Origin of the sequence: Pseudomonas ogarae (assembly GCF_014268695.2) — a bacterium.
In the GTDB taxonomy this organism is placed as follows: domain Bacteria; phylum Pseudomonadota; class Gammaproteobacteria; order Pseudomonadales; family Pseudomonadaceae; genus Aquipseudomonas; species Aquipseudomonas kilonensis.
This window is the reverse complement of record NZ_CP077086.1, coordinates 4,901,993-4,919,569: the sequence shown is the minus strand read 5'-3', so window position 1 is coordinate 4,919,569 and position 17,577 is coordinate 4,901,993. Positions and strand designations below refer to the sequence as shown.

Annotated in this window: 17 protein-coding genes; 11 read left to right on the top strand and 6 right to left on the bottom strand. The window is 61.4% G+C overall.

Annotation, left to right across the window (positions count from 1 at the left end):
- Nucleotides 1–5: 5 nt before the first annotated feature.
- From HU749_RS21540 to HU749_RS21515, 6 genes are read left to right on the top strand one after another with little or no spacing between them, the layout of a single operon-like run.
- Nucleotides 6–485 (top strand): TadE/TadG family type IV pilus assembly protein, encoded by a 480-nt coding sequence (locus HU749_RS21540; RefSeq protein WP_186652420.1) that lies wholly within the window; start codon nucleotides 6–8, stop codon nucleotides 483–485.
- Nucleotides 485–979 (top strand): TadE family protein, encoded by a 495-nt coding sequence (locus HU749_RS21535; protein ID WP_186652421.1) that lies wholly within the window; start codon nucleotides 485–487, stop codon nucleotides 977–979. The genes HU749_RS21540 and HU749_RS21535 overlap by 1 nt, the downstream gene beginning before the upstream one ends.
- Nucleotides 973–2,193 (top strand): AAA family ATPase, encoded by a 1,221-nt coding sequence (locus tag HU749_RS21530; protein WP_024616556.1) that lies wholly within the window; start codon nucleotides 973–975, stop codon nucleotides 2,191–2,193. The genes HU749_RS21535 and HU749_RS21530 overlap by 7 nt, the downstream gene beginning before the upstream one ends.
- 3 nt (nucleotides 2,194–2,196) lie before the next feature.
- Entirely contained in the window at nucleotides 2,197–3,639 is a 1,443-nt protein-coding gene (locus HU749_RS21525) for a TadA family conjugal transfer-associated ATPase (protein ID WP_018610188.1), read from the top strand.
- Nucleotides 3,636–4,622: a type II secretion system F family protein gene (locus tag HU749_RS21520; RefSeq protein ID WP_018610190.1), complete on the top strand. Its 987-nt coding sequence runs from the start codon at nucleotides 3,636–3,638 to the stop codon at nucleotides 4,620–4,622. The genes HU749_RS21525 and HU749_RS21520 overlap by 4 nt, the downstream gene beginning before the upstream one ends.
- Nucleotides 4,623–4,649: 27 nt before the next feature.
- Nucleotides 4,650–5,615, top strand: coding sequence for a type II secretion system F family protein (locus tag HU749_RS21515; protein WP_018610192.1), 966 nt, complete (start codon nucleotides 4,650–4,652; stop codon nucleotides 5,613–5,615).
- 824 nt (nucleotides 5,616–6,439) lie between these two features.
- Here HU749_RS21515 and HU749_RS21510 read toward each other — a convergent pair.
- From HU749_RS21510 to HU749_RS21495, 4 genes are all read right to left on the bottom strand, one after another.
- Nucleotides 6,440–6,709: a DUF3613 domain-containing protein gene (locus HU749_RS21510; protein ID WP_014339532.1), complete on the bottom strand. Its 270-nt coding sequence runs from the start codon at nucleotides 6,707–6,709 to the stop codon at nucleotides 6,440–6,442.
- A 22-nt stretch (nucleotides 6,710–6,731) separates the two neighbouring features.
- Nucleotides 6,732–7,445 carry a tetratricopeptide repeat protein gene (locus HU749_RS21505; RefSeq protein WP_186651254.1) on the bottom strand — a complete coding sequence of 238 codons (714 nt, stop codon included), beginning with the start codon at nucleotides 7,443–7,445 and terminating at the stop codon, nucleotides 6,732–6,734.
- A 56-nt stretch (nucleotides 7,446–7,501) separates the two neighbouring features.
- Entirely contained in the window at nucleotides 7,502–8,725 is a 1,224-nt protein-coding gene (locus HU749_RS21500; protein ID WP_079304863.1) for a type II and III secretion system protein family protein, read from the bottom strand.
- A gap of 478 nt (nucleotides 8,726–9,203) precedes the next feature.
- Nucleotides 9,204–9,830, bottom strand: a complete 627-nt coding sequence (locus HU749_RS21495; protein ID WP_079304865.1) for an alanyl-tRNA editing protein — start codon at nucleotides 9,828–9,830, stop codon at nucleotides 9,204–9,206.
- A 90-nt stretch (nucleotides 9,831–9,920) separates the two neighbouring features.
- Between HU749_RS21495 and HU749_RS21490 the strand changes: the two genes are divergently transcribed.
- Nucleotides 9,921–10,919 carry a LysR family transcriptional regulator gene (locus HU749_RS21490; RefSeq protein ID WP_079304867.1) on the top strand — a complete coding sequence of 333 codons (999 nt, stop codon included), beginning with the start codon at nucleotides 9,921–9,923 and terminating at the stop codon, nucleotides 10,917–10,919.
- 168 nt (nucleotides 10,920–11,087) lie between these two features.
- Here HU749_RS21490 and HU749_RS21485 read toward each other — a convergent pair whose 3' ends face one another.
- Both HU749_RS21485 and HU749_RS21480 read right to left on the bottom strand, forming a co-directional pair.
- Nucleotides 11,088–11,495 (bottom strand): PA2817 family protein, encoded by a 408-nt coding sequence (locus HU749_RS21485; RefSeq protein ID WP_003179340.1) that lies wholly within the window; start codon nucleotides 11,493–11,495, stop codon nucleotides 11,088–11,090.
- Nucleotides 11,496–11,598: 103 nt separating this feature from the next.
- Nucleotides 11,599–14,046 (bottom strand): acyl-CoA dehydrogenase, encoded by a 2,448-nt coding sequence (locus HU749_RS21480; protein ID WP_186651256.1) that lies wholly within the window; start codon nucleotides 14,044–14,046, stop codon nucleotides 11,599–11,601.
- 260 nt (nucleotides 14,047–14,306) lie between these two features.
- Between HU749_RS21480 and HU749_RS21475 the strand changes: the two genes are divergently transcribed.
- The 4 genes from HU749_RS21475 (at nucleotide 14,307) to HU749_RS21460 (ending at nucleotide 17,485) form a co-directional block, all read left to right on the top strand.
- Entirely contained in the window at nucleotides 14,307–14,966 is a 660-nt protein-coding gene (locus HU749_RS21475; protein ID WP_079304871.1) for a transglutaminase-like domain-containing protein, read from the top strand.
- Between the two features lie 44 nt (nucleotides 14,967–15,010).
- On the top strand, nucleotides 15,011–15,634 hold the full coding sequence (locus HU749_RS21470; protein ID WP_079305362.1) for a glutathione S-transferase family protein: 624 nt from the start codon (nucleotides 15,011–15,013) through the stop codon (nucleotides 15,632–15,634).
- A 136-nt stretch (nucleotides 15,635–15,770) separates the two neighbouring features.
- A complete protein-coding gene (locus tag HU749_RS21465) occupies nucleotides 15,771–16,703 on the top strand; it encodes an ABC transporter ATP-binding protein (protein ID WP_024616890.1) in 933 nt (310 codons plus the stop codon).
- Nucleotides 16,704–16,705: 2 nt separating this feature from the next.
- Entirely contained in the window at nucleotides 16,706–17,485 is a 780-nt protein-coding gene (locus HU749_RS21460) for an ABC transporter permease (RefSeq protein WP_041476072.1), read from the top strand.
- Nucleotides 17,486–17,577 lie beyond the last annotated feature (92 nt).

The window sequence follows — 17,577 nt, the reverse complement described above, 5'->3', positions numbered from 1 at the left end:
GCGTCATGGGACTTTCTCATTTCAAGCCAGCGCAAGCCCAGCAAGGCGTGGCGCTGGTGGAATTCACCCTGGTGCTGCCATTGCTGCTGTTGTTGCTGCTGGCCTTCGGCGAGTTCGGTCGCATGCTTTACCAGTACAACGTGCTGTTGCAGGCCAGTCGCGATGCTGGGCGCTTCGTCGCCAGCCAGGCGTGGAACACCACCCTGGGTGGCATTACGTTGAACAACACACTGCTGACCCAGACGAAAAACGTTGCGGTGTATGGCGTGCCCAGCACCGCGGGCACGGCCGTGGTGTCAGGGTTGACCACGGCTAACGTGCAGGTCGCCGCCGAGGGCATCGATCATGTGCGCGTCACCATCACCTACACCTTCTGCCCGGTGATTGGTGCGGGTAGCTGCACGGGGTCGATTCCAGGATTTTTCGGCAATGCCATTCCACTGGGCATCCAGTTGGTCGCAACCACCGTCATGAGGGCGCTGTGATGAATAACAAACACATGCGCGGCACCTACATCGTGGAGTTCTCGTTCGTGGGCTTGCTGGTGTTCATCCTGCTGTTCGGCGTGGTGGAAATGGGCCGGCTGTACTTCACGGTCAATGCGCTGGATGAAGCCGCGCGGCGCGGTGCGCGCCTGGCAGCGGTGTGCAATGTCAGCGACCCGGTGGTGTTGCGTCGGGCCATCTTCAACGCCGCGACGGACGCCGGCACCAGTCAACTGATCAGCAACCTGGCGACGTCTAACCTGGTGCTGACCTACCTGGACGTCAATGGTGCCGTGGTAGCGAACCCCGCCGACACGTCCGGCGCCACCGGCTTTCGAGCCATCCGCTATGTCCAGCTGAGCGTGCAGAACTTCGTTTTCAACCTGTTCATTCCCGGCTTAGGCGTGCCCATTACCTTGCCCACGTTCAGGGCAACCTTGCCACGCGAAAGCCTTGGGCGTCATTCCGATTCCGGGGAGATCACACCATGCTGAACACTAAGGAAACTCCGCTTTCGACCGCGACTGGCAGAGCCGGGCTGCGGATACTGATCAGCAGCCGCGATGCCACGTCCCTGCGCGACCTGCAATGCGTCTGCCAGCGCATGCCTGGCCTCGAGGTCAGCACGCGCCTGGTCAGCAACGGGCATGTCGACCCGCTCTACGGCCTGGACCGCATGCCCGACCTGTTGCTGCTACGCGTCAGCCACCTGTGGCGCGAAGAATTGTCAGCCTTGCTGCAGCGTCCGGCCCATGAACGTCCGCCGATGCTGGTGTGTGGTCCCTTGGGTGAGCAGGAGGGCATGCGCCTGGCGATGCAGGCCGGCGCCCGGGACGTGCTGCCCGAACCCATTGCCGATACCGAATTGGTGGCGGCCCTGAATCGCCTGGTTGCGGATGTGCGTCTTGGCAGTGGCAACGAGGGCAAGCTGGTCGCCGTGATCAGCGCCAAGGGCGGCTCCGGCGGAACCCTGGTGGCGTGCAACCTGGCCCAGCAGCTCAGCGCCCGGGCAGGCAATACCTTGCTGCTGGACATGGACCTGCAATTTGGCAGCGTGACCCATTACCTGGACGTCGCGCAGTCCCACAGTCATCTGGAAGTACTGCAACAGGTCGACGACATGGACAGCGTCGCGCTGCGGGGCTTTTGCAGCCACTTCAGCCCGACCCTGCATGTACTCGGAGGCCGGGCTGGCGAATTGTGCCTGCCCCAGGACGCCCAACCCGAACAGCTCGACGCCCTGTTGCAACTGGCCCGCGCCAGTTATGACTGGGTGGTGGTGGACCTGCCGCGGCAGATCGATCACCTCACCGGTTCTGTGCTGGAACAGGTGGACCGGGTGTACGTGGTGGTGCAACAGAGCGTCAGCCACCTGCGCGATGCCAGCGCCCTGGTGCGCATCCTTCGCGAAGACCTGGGCGTGCGCGGGGATCAGTTGCAGATCGTGATCAACCGCTATGACAAAAACGCCGCCGTCAGCCTCAAGGACATCGGCGAGGCCCTGCGTTGCCCGAACCTGTCGAAATTGCCCAATGACTTCAACCTGGTCAGCCAGAGTCAGAACACTGGCGTGCCGTTGGGGCTGCATGCGCCGAAAGCGGCAATCACCGCCGCCCTGCGCGATTTGACCGAAGACCTGGTCGGTCACCAGATGGCCACAGACAAGGGCCTGCTTAAACGTGCCTTCAACCGTTTTTTCGGGGGATGACCCATGATCAGCGACTTTCGTAACCGCTTGCGCAAACAGCCCGCCAAATCCGCCGCCTCAGCGGGCACCCAGCCCGAGGACGGCCTGCCGGACCCGACAGACGCGTTGATGGCCTGGGAGCAGGCCATCCCGGACGTGCTTTACGAAACCCGCAGCCAGGTCACGCCGGTGGAGGCCGAATGGCGGGAGAAGATCTACCAGCAACTGCTCAAGGTCATGGACCTGTCGTTGCTCGATGCCCTCGAACACGTCGAGGCCACTCGGCAGATACGCGATATCTGCCAGCGCCTGCTCGAGGAACATTCGGCACCGGTGAGTACGGCCAGCCGGCAATTGATCATCAAGCAGATCACCGATGAAGTGCTCGGCCTCGGGCCGCTGGAACCGTTGTTGGCCGACCATAGCGTGTCCGACATCCTGGTCAACGGCTTTGCCTCGGTCTACGTCGAACGCTTCGGCAAGTTGCAACGCACCGACGTGCGTTTTCGCGATGACCAGCATTTGCTGAACATCATCGACCGCATCGTGTCCAGCCTGGGGCGGCGTATCGACGAGTCCTCGCCCTTGGTGGACGCCCGGCTCAAGGACGGTTCGCGGGTCAACGCGATCATTCCACCGCTGGCCATCGACGGTCCGAGCATGTCGATCCGGCGCTTCGCCGTGGACCTGCTCAACACCGACAGCCTGATCCAGGTCGGCACCATGACCCCGGCCATTGCCTTGCTGCTCAAGGCCATTGTTCGCGGGCGCCTGAACGTGCTGATCTCCGGCGGCACCGGCAGCGGCAAGACCACCATGCTCAATGTGCTGTCCAGTTTCATTCCCCACAACGAACGCATCGTCACCATCGAGGATTCTGCCGAGCTGCAACTGCAACAGCCCCACGTAGTGCGCCTGGAAACCCGGCCTTCGAACATCGAGGGGCGCGGCGAGGTGGGCCAGCGGGAACTGGTGCGCAACAGCCTGCGGATGCGCCCGGACCGCATTGTCATTGGCGAGGTGCGCGGCGCCGAGGCGATGGACATGCTCACGGCGATGAACACCGGCCACGACGGTTCGCTGACCACCATTCACGCCAACACCGCACGGGATGCGTTGGGGCGAGTCGAGAACATGGTGTCGATGACCGGGGCGACTTTTCCGATCAAGGCCATGCGTCAACAAATTGCCTCGGCCATCGATGTGGTGATCCAACTGGAGCGTCAAGAAGACGGCAAGCGACGCGTGGTGAGCATGCAAGAGATCAACGGGATGGAAGGGGACATCATCACCATGACCGAGATTTTCTCCTTCGTGCGCCAGGGCATCGGCGAGCATGGCGAGGTGCTTGGGGATTATCGGCCCAGCGGGATGATCCCGGCCTTCCGCGATGTGCTGGCCAAGCGTGGCATCGAATTGCCGCTGACCCTGTTTCGCCCTGAGTGGATGGAGGGCCGGACGTCATGAGCAATATCCCCAGTGAATTCATCCTGATGTTCCTTGGCATGGTGTTCATCGCCGTATTCCTGCTGTCCCAGGGCGTGGTGGTGCCGGTGTTCGGCGAGGCCGGCAGGATGCGCAAGCGCATTCGCGGGCGCCTGCATGTACTGGAGAAAGCCAACCACTTGCCCAACATGCAGACCGTGTTGCGGCAGAAATACCTGACGCGTCTGTCCCCCCTGGAAGCGCGCCTGGAACAGCTGCCATTCATGGCCAACCTGACCCAACTGATCGAGCAGGCCGGGCATGAATACCGGGCTTATCGGGTCATGCTGCTCGGTCTGGCCCTGGGGGTGGCGGCGGGTGCCTTGGTGCTGATGGTCTCGCCCGTCTGGTGGATGGCGCTGCTGGCGGCATTCGCGGTGACCTGGGTGCCGGTGTTGAAAATCCTGCGTGACCGCAACAAGCGTTTCGCTGCGTTCGAGGAGGGTTTGCCGGATGCGCTGGACGCCATGTGCCGGGCCCTGCGCGCCGGCCATCCGTTCAACGAAACCCTGCGTCTGGTCGCCGAAGAGCACAAGGGGCCGGTCGCCCAGGAATTCGGCATGACGTTTTCCGACATCAACTATGGCAACGATGTGCGCCGGGCGATGCTCGGCCTGCTGGAGCGCATGCCGAGCATGACGGTGATGATGCTGGTGACCTCGATCCTCATCCACCGCGAGACTGGCGGCAACCTGACCGAAGTGCTGGAGCGCCTGAGCCGCTTGATTCGTGGGCGTTTTCGTTTCCAGCGCAAGATTCGGACGCTGTCGGCCGAAGGGCGCATGTCGGCCTGGGTGCTGGTGGCGATCCCGTTCGTGCTGGCGATCGCCATCGTGCTCACCAGCCCCAGCTACATGCCGGTGCTGATCAATGACCCCATAGGGCACAAGCTGATCATCGGCGCGTTCTGCGCCATGTTGATCGGGATTTTCTGGATAAGAAAGATCATCCGGATCCAGGTTTAAGCGCTGTCGCGCCGAGAGGTATCAGTCATGGACTTTTTGCTCGGATTGTTGAGTCGGTTTACCGGCAACGAAGAACTGGCACGCGTGTTGTTCATCGCCGCGATTGGCCTCAGTGCAGTGTTGGCGGCCGTCGCGCTCCTGCTGTTGATGTTGGGCCTGCAGGATCCGGTGCAGCGGCGCCTGGCGCTGATCAAGCGCGGTTACGCTGGCAACACCGCGGGGCAGGAGGCACCCGGTAACCTGCAGCTCTTGCTGGAGCGGGTCGGCCAGCGCTTTGCCTCGACCGACCAGGCCCATGCGTCGGCCACCCAGACCTTGCTCACCCACGCCGGTTACCGCTCTGCTTCGGCGGTGCAGATGTATTGGGCCGTGCGCCTGATGCTGCCGCTGTTGCTGGTCGGTGTTGCGTTGTTGCTGTTGCCGATGGTCAAGGTTTCCGTGGCCATCGGCTTGCTGGGGGTGACCCTCGTGGCGGGCATCGGTTGGTTGCTGCCGGCGATCTACGTCGGCAAGCGCAAGCAGGCACGCCAAGGCCGGCTGCGCGCCGCGTTCCCGGATGCGCTGGACCTGATGGTGGTTTGCGTCGAGTCGGGCCTGGCCCTGCCTACGACGATTGAACGGGTGGCTGAAGAGATGTCGGTCAGCCAGGTCGAACTGGCCGAGGAGCTAGCGCTGGTCAATGCGCAGATCCGGGCGGGCATCACCAGCACCGAGGCCCTCAAGCAACTGGCCGTGCGTACTGGCCTGGAGGATATCCAGGGCCTGGTCAGCCTGCTGGCGCAAAGTATCCGATTCGGCACCAGCGTGGCCGATACCCTGCGGATCTACGCCGATGAGTTCCGCGACCGGCGTACCCAGGCTGCGGAAGAAATGGGGGCCAAGATTGGCACCAAGCTGATCTTTCCGCTGATTTTCTGCCTGTGGCCGAGCTTCTTCCTGGTTGCCATTGGTCCGGCCATGATTGGTGTGTTCAGGGCTTTCGGGAATATGTAGATCGGTGGTCTTATGTTCACCACAGTCCCATTGTGGGAGCGGGCTTGCTCGCGAAGGCGGCCTGACAGCCGGCCAGGGTTTTGTTGATCGAGTACATATCCGTTGCTGCGGTAACGGCCACTTATGGTTTCGCCCTTACGGCGACTCACTTTTGAGAAGCGCAAAAGTAAGCAAAACGCTTCTGCCCCACCACTCGGTGCCTCGCCTAGGCTCGGCATGCCCTCACTCCGGCATTGCTCCGTGGGCCGCCGCGAAGGGCCATCCATGGCCCAGCGCGGCTAACCCGGCATCCATGCCGGGTTGCCCACTGCGCAATGCCTGCGTTCGGCCATCGTGGTTAACGGGGCGCCGAGATCAACGTCCACCGCGAGGCGGCCTAGTAGCCGACCTGGCTCTTCCGGTCGTACACCCCATCAGATCTGTGGGAGCAAAGCTTGCTCGCGATAGCGGTTCGACAGTCAATGAAGGTGTGGACTGTCAGACCACTATCGCGAGCAGGCTCGCTCCCACAGGTTTTTCCGGCGCCCACCGACTGATCACTCCAGCCAACACACCGCACCTGTGACGAGGGAGCTTGCTCCCGCTGGGCTGCGCAGCGGCCCCGGCTTTTTGCGGCTGCTCTGCACCATTGTGGGAGCGAGCCTGCTCGCGATAGCGGTGTGACAGTCAATGAAGGTGCTGAGTGTGCGACCGACATCGCGAGCAAGCTTGCTCCCCCAGGTTTTTCCGGCGGTCAGCCAAAAGACCGCAGCCCCCGGCAGTTCCTACATCGGATCAAATGTAGGCGCTGTCGAGGGCTGCGGTCTTTTCGTTTCCAGCATGCTTCATTTGCTGCTGGTGATTTCTCCTGCCGAGTCCTGGTCAAAGAATTCCGGGATCGGGTAGTTGAAGCTGTTGAGCCAACGCTGCATGGCCATCTCGCGTTCGGCGGACGAGGCGGTTTGCAGGTTGGTGGAGGCCACCACGCCGCGAATCTGCAGTTGCATCCAGCTCTCGGTGCCTTGCTGTGCTGGCGAAGAGGGGCCAGGCTCAATGGCCCAGGCGCTGCTGGACAGGCCCACCATGCACACGATCATCAATTGTTTGGTCATCATTTTCTGGACTCCTCGTAACGCTCTACTTGACCGCGCCGATTGAAGCATCGACAACTTCGGTCAGGCGGTTGGGGGGTGACGTCACTGCCTGAGGGGCCGAGCCCCTGATCTTTTCCGCACGGGCCTGGGCATCTGCCACTTGCTGGGGGCTCAGCTTGGCCATGTTGGCGAGCTCGGCGGCCTGCTTCCAGTTGTCCTGGTAGATCAGCAGGGTCACCATGTTGAGCGCGGCCAGCGTGTCGGACTGCTGGAGCTCCATGGCGGTCATGAACTCGAAGCGGGCTTCTGAAATGCGTCGTTGATTGAGGTAGACAACCCCCAGGTCATTGCGGATCTTGCCGTCGGTCGGAGCCATTTTTGCTGCGCGTTCGAGGTATTGCGTAGCGGTCGCATTGTCATTTTTGGCGACCGCCAACTGGCCAAGGCCATGTTCGCCATCAGCGGCCAGGCATGTCCCGAGCAGGCTTTGGTACAACGGTGCAGCCTCGTTGCGCCCCATCAGGCGCAGCACCCGGGCCTTGCGCAGGCGGACCTGGACCAAGTCCTCGGGCAAGCGTTCGAGGTTTGCCAGGCTGGCGTACAAACGGCCCTCGTTGGCCATGTCTTCAGCCATGTTCAGGGCCAACTCCTGGTCGGATCCTGGCTTGGCGCAATCGGCCGAGCGTGAAGCCACCACGCCATTGCTGGCACAACCGGCGAGCATCAAGGTTGCCGCTAATGCGATCACTGTTTTCATTGAATGCCCCTTGGCAACCCGTTGGAGAGTGGATGCCTTGCACATCAGTCGCCGGCTCATTTGGAAAGCCCGCTGCGGTTGTCGAACTCGCCACTTTCGAGGAAGTACATGCGGTAGAAATTCGGGTCGTAATTGCGCAGTTGCTCACCCGGCAATGTTGGCAGTTGCGCGTCGGCAGCCAACGGTTGGACCAGGTGCGGGGTGACGATCATCAGCAGCTCGCGCTCTTCGCGGTTGATGGCGTTGTCGCGAAAGAACGCGCCAAGGATCGGCACATCGCCCAGCCCCGGAAACTTGTTCACCTGTGAGCTGTTGCGGGTGCTGATCAGGCCACTGATGACAAAGCTTTCGCCATCGGCCAGGGCGATGCTGGTATCGGTACGGCGCACTGTGAGTGCTGGCACCAGTGTCCCGGCGATGTTCACCGCGTTGGTGAAATCCAGCTCACTGACTTCCGGTGCCACCTTCAGCACGATGCGGTTTTTGCCGATGACGGTGGGGGTCAGGGTCAGGCGAATACCGAATTCCTTGTACTCGATGGACACGTTGTCGCTGCCGGCACTGGGCACCGGGATCGGTACTTCGCCGCCGGCCAGGAAGCTTGCGCTCTGCCCGCTGAGGGCCACCAGGCTTGGCCGCGCCAGGGTATAGGCGAAACCACTGCCTTCCAACGCGTTGATCATCAACAGGGTTTGGCCGGTGGCGAAAGACAGGTTGAACATGTCGTTGTTGGCCGGCAACGAAGGCCGGACAACTCCGCCGATGGTGGGCAAGGTCCTCGGCGAACCGAACAGGAAGTTGCCACGGCTGCCGAAAATCGACGTCGAGGCTTCCTTGAGTTTGGTCCGGCTGACCTCAACGAAACGAATGTCGGTCTGCACCTGGGCGAGCAGCATCGGGTCTTCGGAAGGGATGCTCGCAGCGCTGGTCAGCGCCTCGGTGGCCCGGCCTTTGACAAAGACCATGCTCTGGCGCGGTATCTTCGAACAGTCGGTCCAGACCATCAGGCTGGTGGCGCCGGGCGCCAGGCCTGTGAGGATGAAGGCATCGCTGCCACTGGGCTGCACATCGGCAATTTTCGGATCGCCGACCGCCAACTTCGTCACGGGGGCGAGGATGCGCAGTTCGCTCTGGTGCCCTTGGCCGACCTCAAAGGTCGCTGGCAAATTGTCCAGTTGCGAACAATTTGCCGCTGCGGCCTGGGCCGCCTCCAAGCCAAGACCCATCCAGAACAGGCCATGAATGAAATGTTTTAAAACGGGTGCAGTGCGCTGGGTCATGAAGTGATCCTCGATGAAGAGACCATCCCTAGGCTTAACTATTTGCCTCGGATCACTTAAGAGGCCCGGGCTGCCCCTTTCCATCTCGCCTGACCGTTCATTGATGCCGGTTTCAGGCCTCGTCGCTATAAGCAAACGGGCGCATTTCACCGGCCTGACTGAACGACAGGCTGCTCGCAAACAACGTTTCGGTACCCGGGATCTCCGGGATTTTCGAAGGCAGTGACGGTGTCGATCAGGTCGCTTCAGGAGCGTTTTACCGACCCCGTCCTTGCTTCTGTTTGACGGTAGTTCAAGCATGGCAAAGCGCCACGCCCGGAATCAAAAAAATGACTAAAAAGTGACGGAAGGGAAAAATCGCGCAAGACGCCGTCAATAATATGACTTTTTGTGTTGTGAAGGGGGATCCGCAGGATCAGCTTTGTCTGGGGGGAGGCGGGGCCTGCGAGCCATTGCTGGTCGCAGGGGCTGGCGGATATCAGGCCACGTGGTAGTGCACTGACAGTGTTCCTTTCTTTTGCGAAAGCGAGGCGATGGTGACTGTTCCCAGTTCCTGCAGGCGCTGCACGTGGGTGCCGCCACAGCCATAGGCGGTCAGTTCACCGAAACCGACTTCGCGCAGGCCTTCGCGCAACGTGATCAGGCGCGGCAGGTCATCGGCAATCCATTCGTCGATGCCTTGCTGAATCATCGAGATGTCCAGCTCCTGGGGATTTTCCCCTGGCTGGAACTGCACGCGGCTTTCGCCGGGCCAATGATGGGCCTTGATCGGCGTCCAGCCACGGGTCTCGGCGAAATGGCCGATCAGGTGCCCAGCCGAGTGCAGGCGCGCATTCAACTGTCGGCGCTGCGCCTCCACGCTGATCTCAGCCATGCCCAAGGCCACCGGGCAGTCGACGTAATGAACGATTTGTGGCCCATCCTGGACCACGCGCAGCACTTGGCTTTCACCGATCCATCCGGTGTCGCAGGGCTGCCCGCCACCCTGGGGGTGGAACAGGGTGGCGTGCAGCACCACGGCAAATTCATGTTCCCGGGGGCTGCAATCCAGGACTTCCACGTTGGCCTTGAGGTCATCGCTATGGAAAAAGAGGCGAAGCGTCATGTGCCATATCCACATCAGAAATTGTGACGGGATTATAGGGAGGGCGTAAAAGGGTGATAATCCGTTCAAATTTCAAAGGACTGTTGCGCCATGAGCACAAATCTACCGTTGCCGTTGCTGGCCGAAATGGCCATCTTCGTCAAGGTCGTGGAGACCGGCAGCTTCTCCGAGGCGGCCCGCCAGTCAGGCTCATCCCCGTCGGCCATCAGCCGCAGTATTTCTCGCCTGGAGAAAGCCCTGGCGACCCGCTTGCTGCAACGCACCACCCGCAAGTTGCGTTTGAGCGATGGTGGGGAGGAGGTGTTCAAACGCTGTCAGGAAATGGTCGCCGCCGCTCGGTCGGTGATGGAAATCAGTGGGCAGTTCACTCAGGAGGCTGAAGGCCGCATCCGCGTCAGCGTGCCCAAGGCGGTGGGGCGTTTCGTGATTCATCCGCACATGCCCGAATTCTTGCGTCGTTATCCGAAGGTCGATGTGGAATTGTTTCTGGAGGATCGGCAGGTTGACCTGATCGACGATCATGTCGACCTGGCCATCCGGATTACCGATCAACCTCCGGTCGGGCTGGTGGGGCGTCAGCTGTTGACCATTGATCACCTGCTCTGCGCCACGCCGCAGTACCTGGCTGAACACGGTACGCCCACGCATCCTCATGACTTGCTGGAACACAGCTGCATTTACCTGGGAGCAACCCCGAACGATGCGCGCTGGAAATTCAAGAAAGGCAGCAAGTCCGTCACCGTCGGCGTGCACGGGCGCTACGCGGCCAATCACACGGGGGTGCGGTTGGGAGCCGTCTTGCAGCACATTGGCATTGGCAGCCTGCCGTACTTCACCGCCCGCCATGCCTTGGAGCAAGGCTTGATCGTGCAGGTATTGGCCGACTGGACGTTCCTGGCTTCCTATCACGGTGGCTTGTGGTTGCTGCATTCGCCAACCCGCTACCTGCCGCCCAAGCTGCGGGTGTTCATTGATTATCTGGTGGCGTGCCTGGAGAAGGAGCCGACCTTGGGCACGGTGGCCGGCGGGAGTGGCCCCAGCAAGGTCGCGACGGGTTATGAGTTGCCGGAGAGTGATGGGTTGTTTTGACCGGCCCCATCGCGAGCAGGCTCGCTCCCACAGGGAGGCGATGGTGAGCAGCGGCTTCTGTGGGAGCGAGCTTGCTCGCGATGAGGCCCGTCCAGGCAACACGCTTTGGCTAGGCAAAAAAAAGCCCGCCGGTTTAACCGTGCGGGCCTTTTGCATGATGGATCGCAATCAGTGCTTGCTGTCCTGGTCCGACATCGCCAGCAATTGCTTTTCCTGGTTCCAGTCGAAAGGCTCGTCGTTTTGCTCGGCTTCGAAACGACGCTCCTCCAGGGCCTGGTACAGGGCGATTTCTTCGTCGGGCATGTAGTGCAGGCAGTCGCCGGCGAAGTACCAGAGCAGGTCGCGAGGCACCAGGTGGGCGATCTGTGGATAACGGACGATCACCTGGCAGAGGAGGTCCTGGCCCAGGTACTGGCTTTCAATCGGGTCGACGGGCAGTTGTGCGCGCAACTCGTCGAAGCGCTCCAGGAACAAGGCGTGGCTTTCTTCGGGCACCTGTTCGGCCTCACCCACGGCGACCAGGATGCTGCGCAAGTGGTCAAGCAAGACAAGGTGATCGGCAACGATGTTGGACACGAGATAAGTCCTCAAGAGCAAAACGGGCGCAGGAGTATAAAGCCCTTGCGTCCGCTTTTATAGGTGAAGAGCTATAGGTGACGAGCGTACCTGGCCGTCACGATCAACGGACCTTGTCCTGCGCCAGCGTCAGCTCGTCCTTATCGAAATCATCCACATCGATGACCTTGCGCCGCGCCGCCTCGGCCGCGCGCAAGGTCTGCGCTTCACCGGCTTGCAGCACACCCGCTTCCAGGGCCGCGTCGATGAGGGGCTCACCAGGCGCCGGGTTGAGCTGACCCTGCTTGAGCGCCCCGTGCAGTTTCTTGTGCAGCGGATGGGCGGCGGCCAGCAGGTCGGCGGCGTGTTGCAGGGCGCCCACCGGATCGTCGGTCGATTGCGGGCGATAGCAGCCCTGCAGCAGCTCTTCGAGGGTCGGGTCACCCTTGGGGCGGCCAATGACCGCAGCGACCTCGGCGTCGAGTTTGTCGCTCGGGCCCTTGTGACGACGACCGAAGGGGAACACCACCAGGCGCAACAGGCAACCCAGTACCCGGTTCGGGAAATTGCTCAGTAGTTCATCCAGCGCACGCTCCGACTGGCCCAGGCTTTCCTCCATGGCCCAGGTGAACAGGGGCTTCATGTGGTCCGGCGAGTCCAGGTCGTGATAGCGCTTGAGCGCGGCAGACGCCAGATACAGGTTGCTCAAGACGTCGCCCAGGCGGGCCGACAAGCGTTCCCGGCGTTTGAGTTCACCCCCCAGCAGCATCATGCTCAGGTCCGCCAGCAGGGCGAATGCTGCTGCCTGCCGGTTGAGAGCGCGGAAATATCCCTGGCTCAAGGCATTGCCGGAGGCTTTCTCGAAATGCCCCAGGCCCAGGTTTAGCACCAGGGTGCTGGCGGCGTTACTCACGGCAAAACCAATGTGCTTGAGCAACAAGGCGTCGAACTCGACCAGCGCCTGGTCCTTGTCTTCACGGCTTGCCAGGGCCATTTCCTTGAGCACGAACGGATGGCAGCGAATGGCGCCCTGGCCAAAGATCATCAGGTTGCGCGACAGGATGTTCGCGCCTTCGACTGTGATGAAGATCGGCGCACCTTGCCAGCTGCGCCCCAGGTAATTGTTCGGCCCCATGATGATGCCCTTGCCGCCATGCACGTCCATGGCGTGGCTGATGCACTCGCGGCCGCGTTCGGTCAGGTGGTACTTGAGAATGGCCGACAGCACCGAAGGCTTTTCCCCCAGATCCACCGCGTTGGCGGTCAGCATGCGTGCAGCATCCATCATCCAGGCGTTGCCACCGATGCGCGCCATGGCTTCCTGGATACCTTCGAACGCCGATAACGGTACATTGAATTGCTCGCGCACCTGGGCGTATTGGCCCGTTACCAGGCTGGTGAACTTCGCGGCACCGGTGCCCACTGCCGGCAGGGAAATCGAGCGCCCGACCGACAGGCAGTTCATCAGCATCATCCAGCCCTTGCCGAGCATGTCCTGGCCGCCGATGAGGAACTCCAGTGGAATGAACACGTCCTTGCCCCAGTTCGGCCCGTTCATGAACGCGGCGCCGAGGGGCAGGTGACGGCGGCCGATCTGCACGCCCGGGGTGTCGGTGGGAATCAAGGCGAGGCTGATGCCCAGGTCTTCTTCGTCACCCAGCAAGTGGTCGGGGTCATACGCCTTGAAGGCCAGGCCGAGGAGGGTGGCCACCGGGCCAAGGGTGATGTAGCGTTTTTCCCAGTTCAGGCGCAGGCCCAATGTTTCCTGGCCTTCCCATTCACCCTTGCAGATGATGCCGGTGTCGGGCATCGCCCCGGCGTCGGAGCCGGCCAGCGGCCCGGTCAGGGCGAAGCAGGGAATGTCGTCACCACGGGCCAGTCGCGGCAGGTAATGGTCGCGTTGTTCGTCGGTGCCATAGTGCAGCAACAGTTCCGCCGGGCCTAGGGAGTTGGGGACCATCACGGTGGAGGCCAGGTCGCCGCTGCGCGTGGCCAGTTTCATCGCCACCTGGGAGTGGGCATAGGCGGAGAACCCCTTGCCGCCGTATTCCTTGGGAATGATCAGCGCGAAGAACCCGTGCTCCTTGATATGGGCCCAGGCTTCAGGCGGCAGGTCCATGGCCTGGCCGATCTGCCAGTCGCTGACCATTGCGCAGAGGGCTTCGGTGGGGCCGTCGAGGAACGCCTGCTCTTCCTCGGTCAGTTGCACCTTGGGGTAGGCCAGCAGCAAGTCCCAATCCGGGCGACCGCTGAACAGTTCGCCGTCCCACCACACCGTGCCGGCGTCGATGGCGTCGCGCTCGGTCTCGGACATGGGCGGCAGGGTTTTCTGGAACCAGTCGAACATCGGCGCGCTGAAATATTTGCGGCGCAGGTCCGGTAGCAGCAGCGGGGCCGCGACGGCGGCGAGTGCTACCCAGAAGATCAACATCAGCCACCCGGGAGCGGGGCTGAACAGGTTCATGGCTAGCAGGTAGGCCGCGATGATGCCCAGCGCGGGCAACGGAGCGGTGCGCCGATGCGCCAGCCAGGCTTTACCGACGACCAGAACCAGTATCCACAACAACAGCATATGTAATCCTCCGTGAACCAAGGCAAAACCGACCTTCAGAGCTTAGACGGCATCTGCAAAACCGGCAGTCAGCGCGATGTGATTGATTTCGTGGGAAACCCTGGGTGCATTGCGCCAGTCTGGTTGGCAACAGCCGTGGGAAATCGTTCGTTAACAAGGTGAGAAAACGCCATTGTTTGGCCGGAATGCCGTTATCGCTGGCCGGGGGCTGTGGATAAACTCGAGGCAAGCGGTGATGTTTCCCGAGAGGTCTTCCTTTTATGCAGCAATACCTGAACCCCGGCCCGTTCATCGACAGCGATCACCCCGCGGTCATCGACTTCACCGAAAGCCACCGCGGTGCCGACCGCGACCCCCTGGTGCAAGCGATCAGCCTGTATTACGCCGTGCGCGAGGCGGTGCGCTACAACCCCTATACCTTCAGTCGCGACCCGGCGACCCTGCGCGGTAGCTACGCGCTGGCCGCAGGCGAAAGTTACTGCGTGCCCAAGGCTACCTTGCTGGCCGGCTGCGCTCGGCATTGCGGCATCCCGGCGCGCATCGGCCTGGCGGATGTGCGCAATCACCTGTCTACGCCGCGCCTGCTGGAATTGCTCAAGAGCGACGTGTTCGCCATGCACGGTTATACCGAGCTGTACCTGAACGACCGCTGGGTCAAGGCCACGCCGGCATTCAACCAGGGGTTGTGTGAGTTGTTCGACGTGGCCCCGCTGGAATTCGACGGTCGCCACGACAGCGTTTTCCACCCGTTCAATCGGCAAGGGGCGAAGCTGATGGAGTACGTCACCGACCATGGCCCGTTCGCCGATGTACCCGAGGCGTTCTTCTTCGAACACCTGGAGAAATGCTACCCGCACCTGTTCGGCGAGCAGGTGCCACTCTTGCTCGGCGACATGCAGGGCGATTTGAGTCGTGCCTGATCCGGCGTATGCTGCTGCGGCATTTATCCATCGAGGACGCCGTGATGCTGAAGATATGGGGCCGGAAAAATTCATCGAATGTGCGCAAGGCGTTGTGGTGCGCAGAAGAGTTGGGGCTGGCCTACGAGGCCATCGATGCGGGCGGGGCGTTCGGTGTGGTGGACACGCCCGAGTACCGTGCGAAAAACCCCAATGGCCGAGTCCCGATGATCGAGGACGACGGCTTCGTGCTCTGGGAGTCCAACGCCATCGTGCGTTACCTGGCTGCTCGTCATGCGTCGGGTTCGGCCTGGTATCCCGCTGACGTACAGGCACGGGCCCAGGCTGAAAAGTGGATGGACTGGACCACGTCCAGTTTTGCCGCACCGTTTCGCACGGTGTTCTGGGGCGTCTTGCGCACCCCGGCCGAGCAACAGGACTGGGCGGCCATCAACGCAGCGATCAAGGAGTGCGACGACTTGCTGGCGATGGTCGAGCAGACCTTGAGTGAACAGCCCTACCTGTCGGGTGATGAAATCGGCATGGGCGACATTCCCTTGGGCAGTTTCATTTATGCCTGGTTCGAGATGCCCATCCAGCGCGCCGAGCTGCCCGCTGTGCAGGCCTGGTACGCGCGGTTGCAGCAGCGTGCGGCCTACCGCAAGGCCGTCATGACCGCGTTGACTTAATACTTACTATCGACACACTTGACTGTACTTGTGCGGCGACGCCAAGCACCATTGCCTTCGTGCGCTGTGGTTGTATTGCTCGCCGCCCGCCCTTATCTATTCTTTTCCTCCCTCCCTTCTTGGTGCGTAATCCGATATGAGTTCCGCTCTGTCCATCCGGCAGCTAACCAAAACCTACGGCAACGGTTTCCAGGCCTTGAGTGGTATCGATCTGGACGTCGCCGAAGGTGATTTCTTCGCCTTGCTCGGCCCTAACGGTGCCGGCAAATCCACCACCATTGGTATTCTTTCCACGCTGGTGAACAAGACCAGCGGCACGGTGAACATCTTCGGTCATGACCTGGACCGCGAGCCCGCCGCTCTCAAGCGTTGCATCGGTGTGGTGCCCCAGGAATTCAACTTCAACCAGTTCGAAAAGACCTTCGACATCGTCGTGACCCAGGCCGGTTACTACGGCATCCCGCCGAAGATCGCCAATGAACGCGCCGAGCAGTACCTGACCCAACTGGGCCTGTGGGACAAGCGCGACGTGCCGTCCCGTTCATTGTCCGGCGGCATGAAGCGGCGCCTGATGATTGCTCGCGCGCTGGTGCATGAGCCGCGCCTGCTGATCCTCGACGAGCCGACTGCCGGCGTGGACATCGAACTGCGTCGTTCGATGTGGAGTTTCCTGACCGAGCTGAACCAGAAAGGCATCACCATCATCCTCACCACCCATTACCTGGAAGAGGCTGAGCAGTTGTGCCGCAACATCGGCATCATCGACCACGGCACCATCGTCGAGAACACCAGCATGCGCCAGTTGCTCAGCCAACTGCATGTGGAAACCTTCCTGCTGGATCTGAAAAATGATCTGCAAGTGGTCCCGCAGCTCATCGGCTATCCGGCCCGCCTGGTGGACAGCCACACCCTGGAAGTCCAGGTGGACAAAGCCGTGGGTATCACCGGGCTGTTCGCCCAACTGGCCCTGCAAAACATTGAAGTGCAGAGCCTGCGCAACAAAACCAATCGCCTCGAGGAGTTGTTTGTGTCCCTGGTGGAGAAAAATCTGGCGAAGGTGGCGGTATGAGCATGAGTTCCGAACTGCGCCCCAACCTCATCGCCCTCAATACCATCGTTTACCGTGAAGTCCGGCGCTTCATGCGGATATGGCCGCAGACGCTGCTGCCACCGGCCATCACCATGGTCTTGTACTTCGTGATCTTCGGTAACCTGATCGGCCGACAAATCGGCGACATGGGCGGCTTCACGTACATGGACTACATCGTACCGGGGCTGATCATGATGTCGGTGATCACCAACTCCTACGGCAATGTGGTGTCGAGCTTCTTCGGCAGCAAATTCCAGCGCTCGATCGAAGAGCTGATGGTCTCGCCGGTGTCGCCCCATACGATCCTCATCGGTTACACCCTGGGCGGTGTGCTGCGCGGCCTGGCGGTGGGCCTGATCGTGACCCTGCTGTCGTTGTTCTTTACCGATTTGCAGGTGCATCACCTCGGGGTGACGGTATTGGTGGTGGTGCTCACGGCCACGATCTTTTCGCTGCTGGGTTTCATCAATGCTGTGTTTGCGCGCAACTTCGATGACATCTCCATCATCCCGACATTCGTGCTCACGCCGCTGACCTACCTGGGCGGGGTGTTCTACTCAATCTCGTTGCTGCCGCCGTTCTGGCAGACCGTGTCCCTGGCCAACCCGGTGCTGCACATGGTCAACGCCTTTCGCTACGGCATCCTCGGGGTATCGGACATCAAGATCAGCATCGCGATTACCTTCATGCTGGTGGCGACCGTGGTGCTTTACCTCGGTTGCGCGCGGTTGCTGGTCAGCGGGCGCGGGATGCGTACCTAAATATCCCTTGTGGGAGCGAGCTTGCTCGCGATGGCGTCAGGTCATCCAGTAATGTGCTGGCTGACACACTGCTATCGCGAGCAAGCTCGCTC

Excerpts from the sequence above, each read along its gene's own strand:
- HU749_RS21540 (WP_186652420.1), top strand. The coding sequence starts at position 6 with ATGGGACTTTCTCATTTCAAGCCAGCGCAAGCCCAGCAAGGCGTGGCG.
- HU749_RS21505 (WP_186651254.1), bottom strand. The coding sequence starts at position 7,445 with ATGAAAACAGTGATCGCATTAGCGGCAACCTTGATGCTCGCCGGTTGT.
- HU749_RS21515 (WP_018610192.1), top strand. The coding sequence starts at position 4,650 with ATGGACTTTTTGCTCGGATTGTTGAGTCGGTTTACCGGCAACGAAGAA.
- HU749_RS21525 (WP_018610188.1), top strand. The coding sequence starts at position 2,197 with ATGATCAGCGACTTTCGTAACCGCTTGCGCAAACAGCCCGCCAAATCC.
- HU749_RS21460 (WP_041476072.1), top strand. The coding sequence starts at position 16,706 with ATGAGTTCCGAACTGCGCCCCAACCTCATCGCCCTCAATACCATCGTT.
- HU749_RS21470 (WP_079305362.1), top strand. The coding sequence starts at position 15,011 with ATGCTGAAGATATGGGGCCGGAAAAATTCATCGAATGTGCGCAAGGCG.
- HU749_RS21530 (WP_024616556.1), top strand. The coding sequence starts at position 973 with ATGCTGAACACTAAGGAAACTCCGCTTTCGACCGCGACTGGCAGAGCC.
- HU749_RS21510 (WP_014339532.1), bottom strand. The coding sequence starts at position 6,709 with ATGATGACCAAACAATTGATGATCGTGTGCATGGTGGGCCTGTCCAGC.
- HU749_RS21535 (WP_186652421.1), top strand. The coding sequence starts at position 485 with ATGAATAACAAACACATGCGCGGCACCTACATCGTGGAGTTCTCGTTC.
- HU749_RS21490 (WP_079304867.1), top strand. The coding sequence starts at position 9,921 with ATGAGCACAAATCTACCGTTGCCGTTGCTGGCCGAAATGGCCATCTTC.
- HU749_RS21495 (WP_079304865.1), bottom strand. The coding sequence starts at position 9,830 with ATGACGCTTCGCCTCTTTTTCCATAGCGATGACCTCAAGGCCAACGTG.
- HU749_RS21480 (WP_186651256.1), bottom strand. The coding sequence starts at position 14,046 with ATGCTGTTGTTGTGGATACTGGTTCTGGTCGTCGGTAAAGCCTGGCTG.
- HU749_RS21520 (WP_018610190.1), top strand. The coding sequence starts at position 3,636 with ATGAGCAATATCCCCAGTGAATTCATCCTGATGTTCCTTGGCATGGTG.
- HU749_RS21465 (WP_024616890.1), top strand. The coding sequence starts at position 15,771 with ATGAGTTCCGCTCTGTCCATCCGGCAGCTAACCAAAACCTACGGCAAC.
- HU749_RS21475 (WP_079304871.1), top strand. The coding sequence starts at position 14,307 with ATGCAGCAATACCTGAACCCCGGCCCGTTCATCGACAGCGATCACCCC.
- HU749_RS21500 (WP_079304863.1), bottom strand. The coding sequence starts at position 8,725 with ATGACCCAGCGCACTGCACCCGTTTTAAAACATTTCATTCATGGCCTG.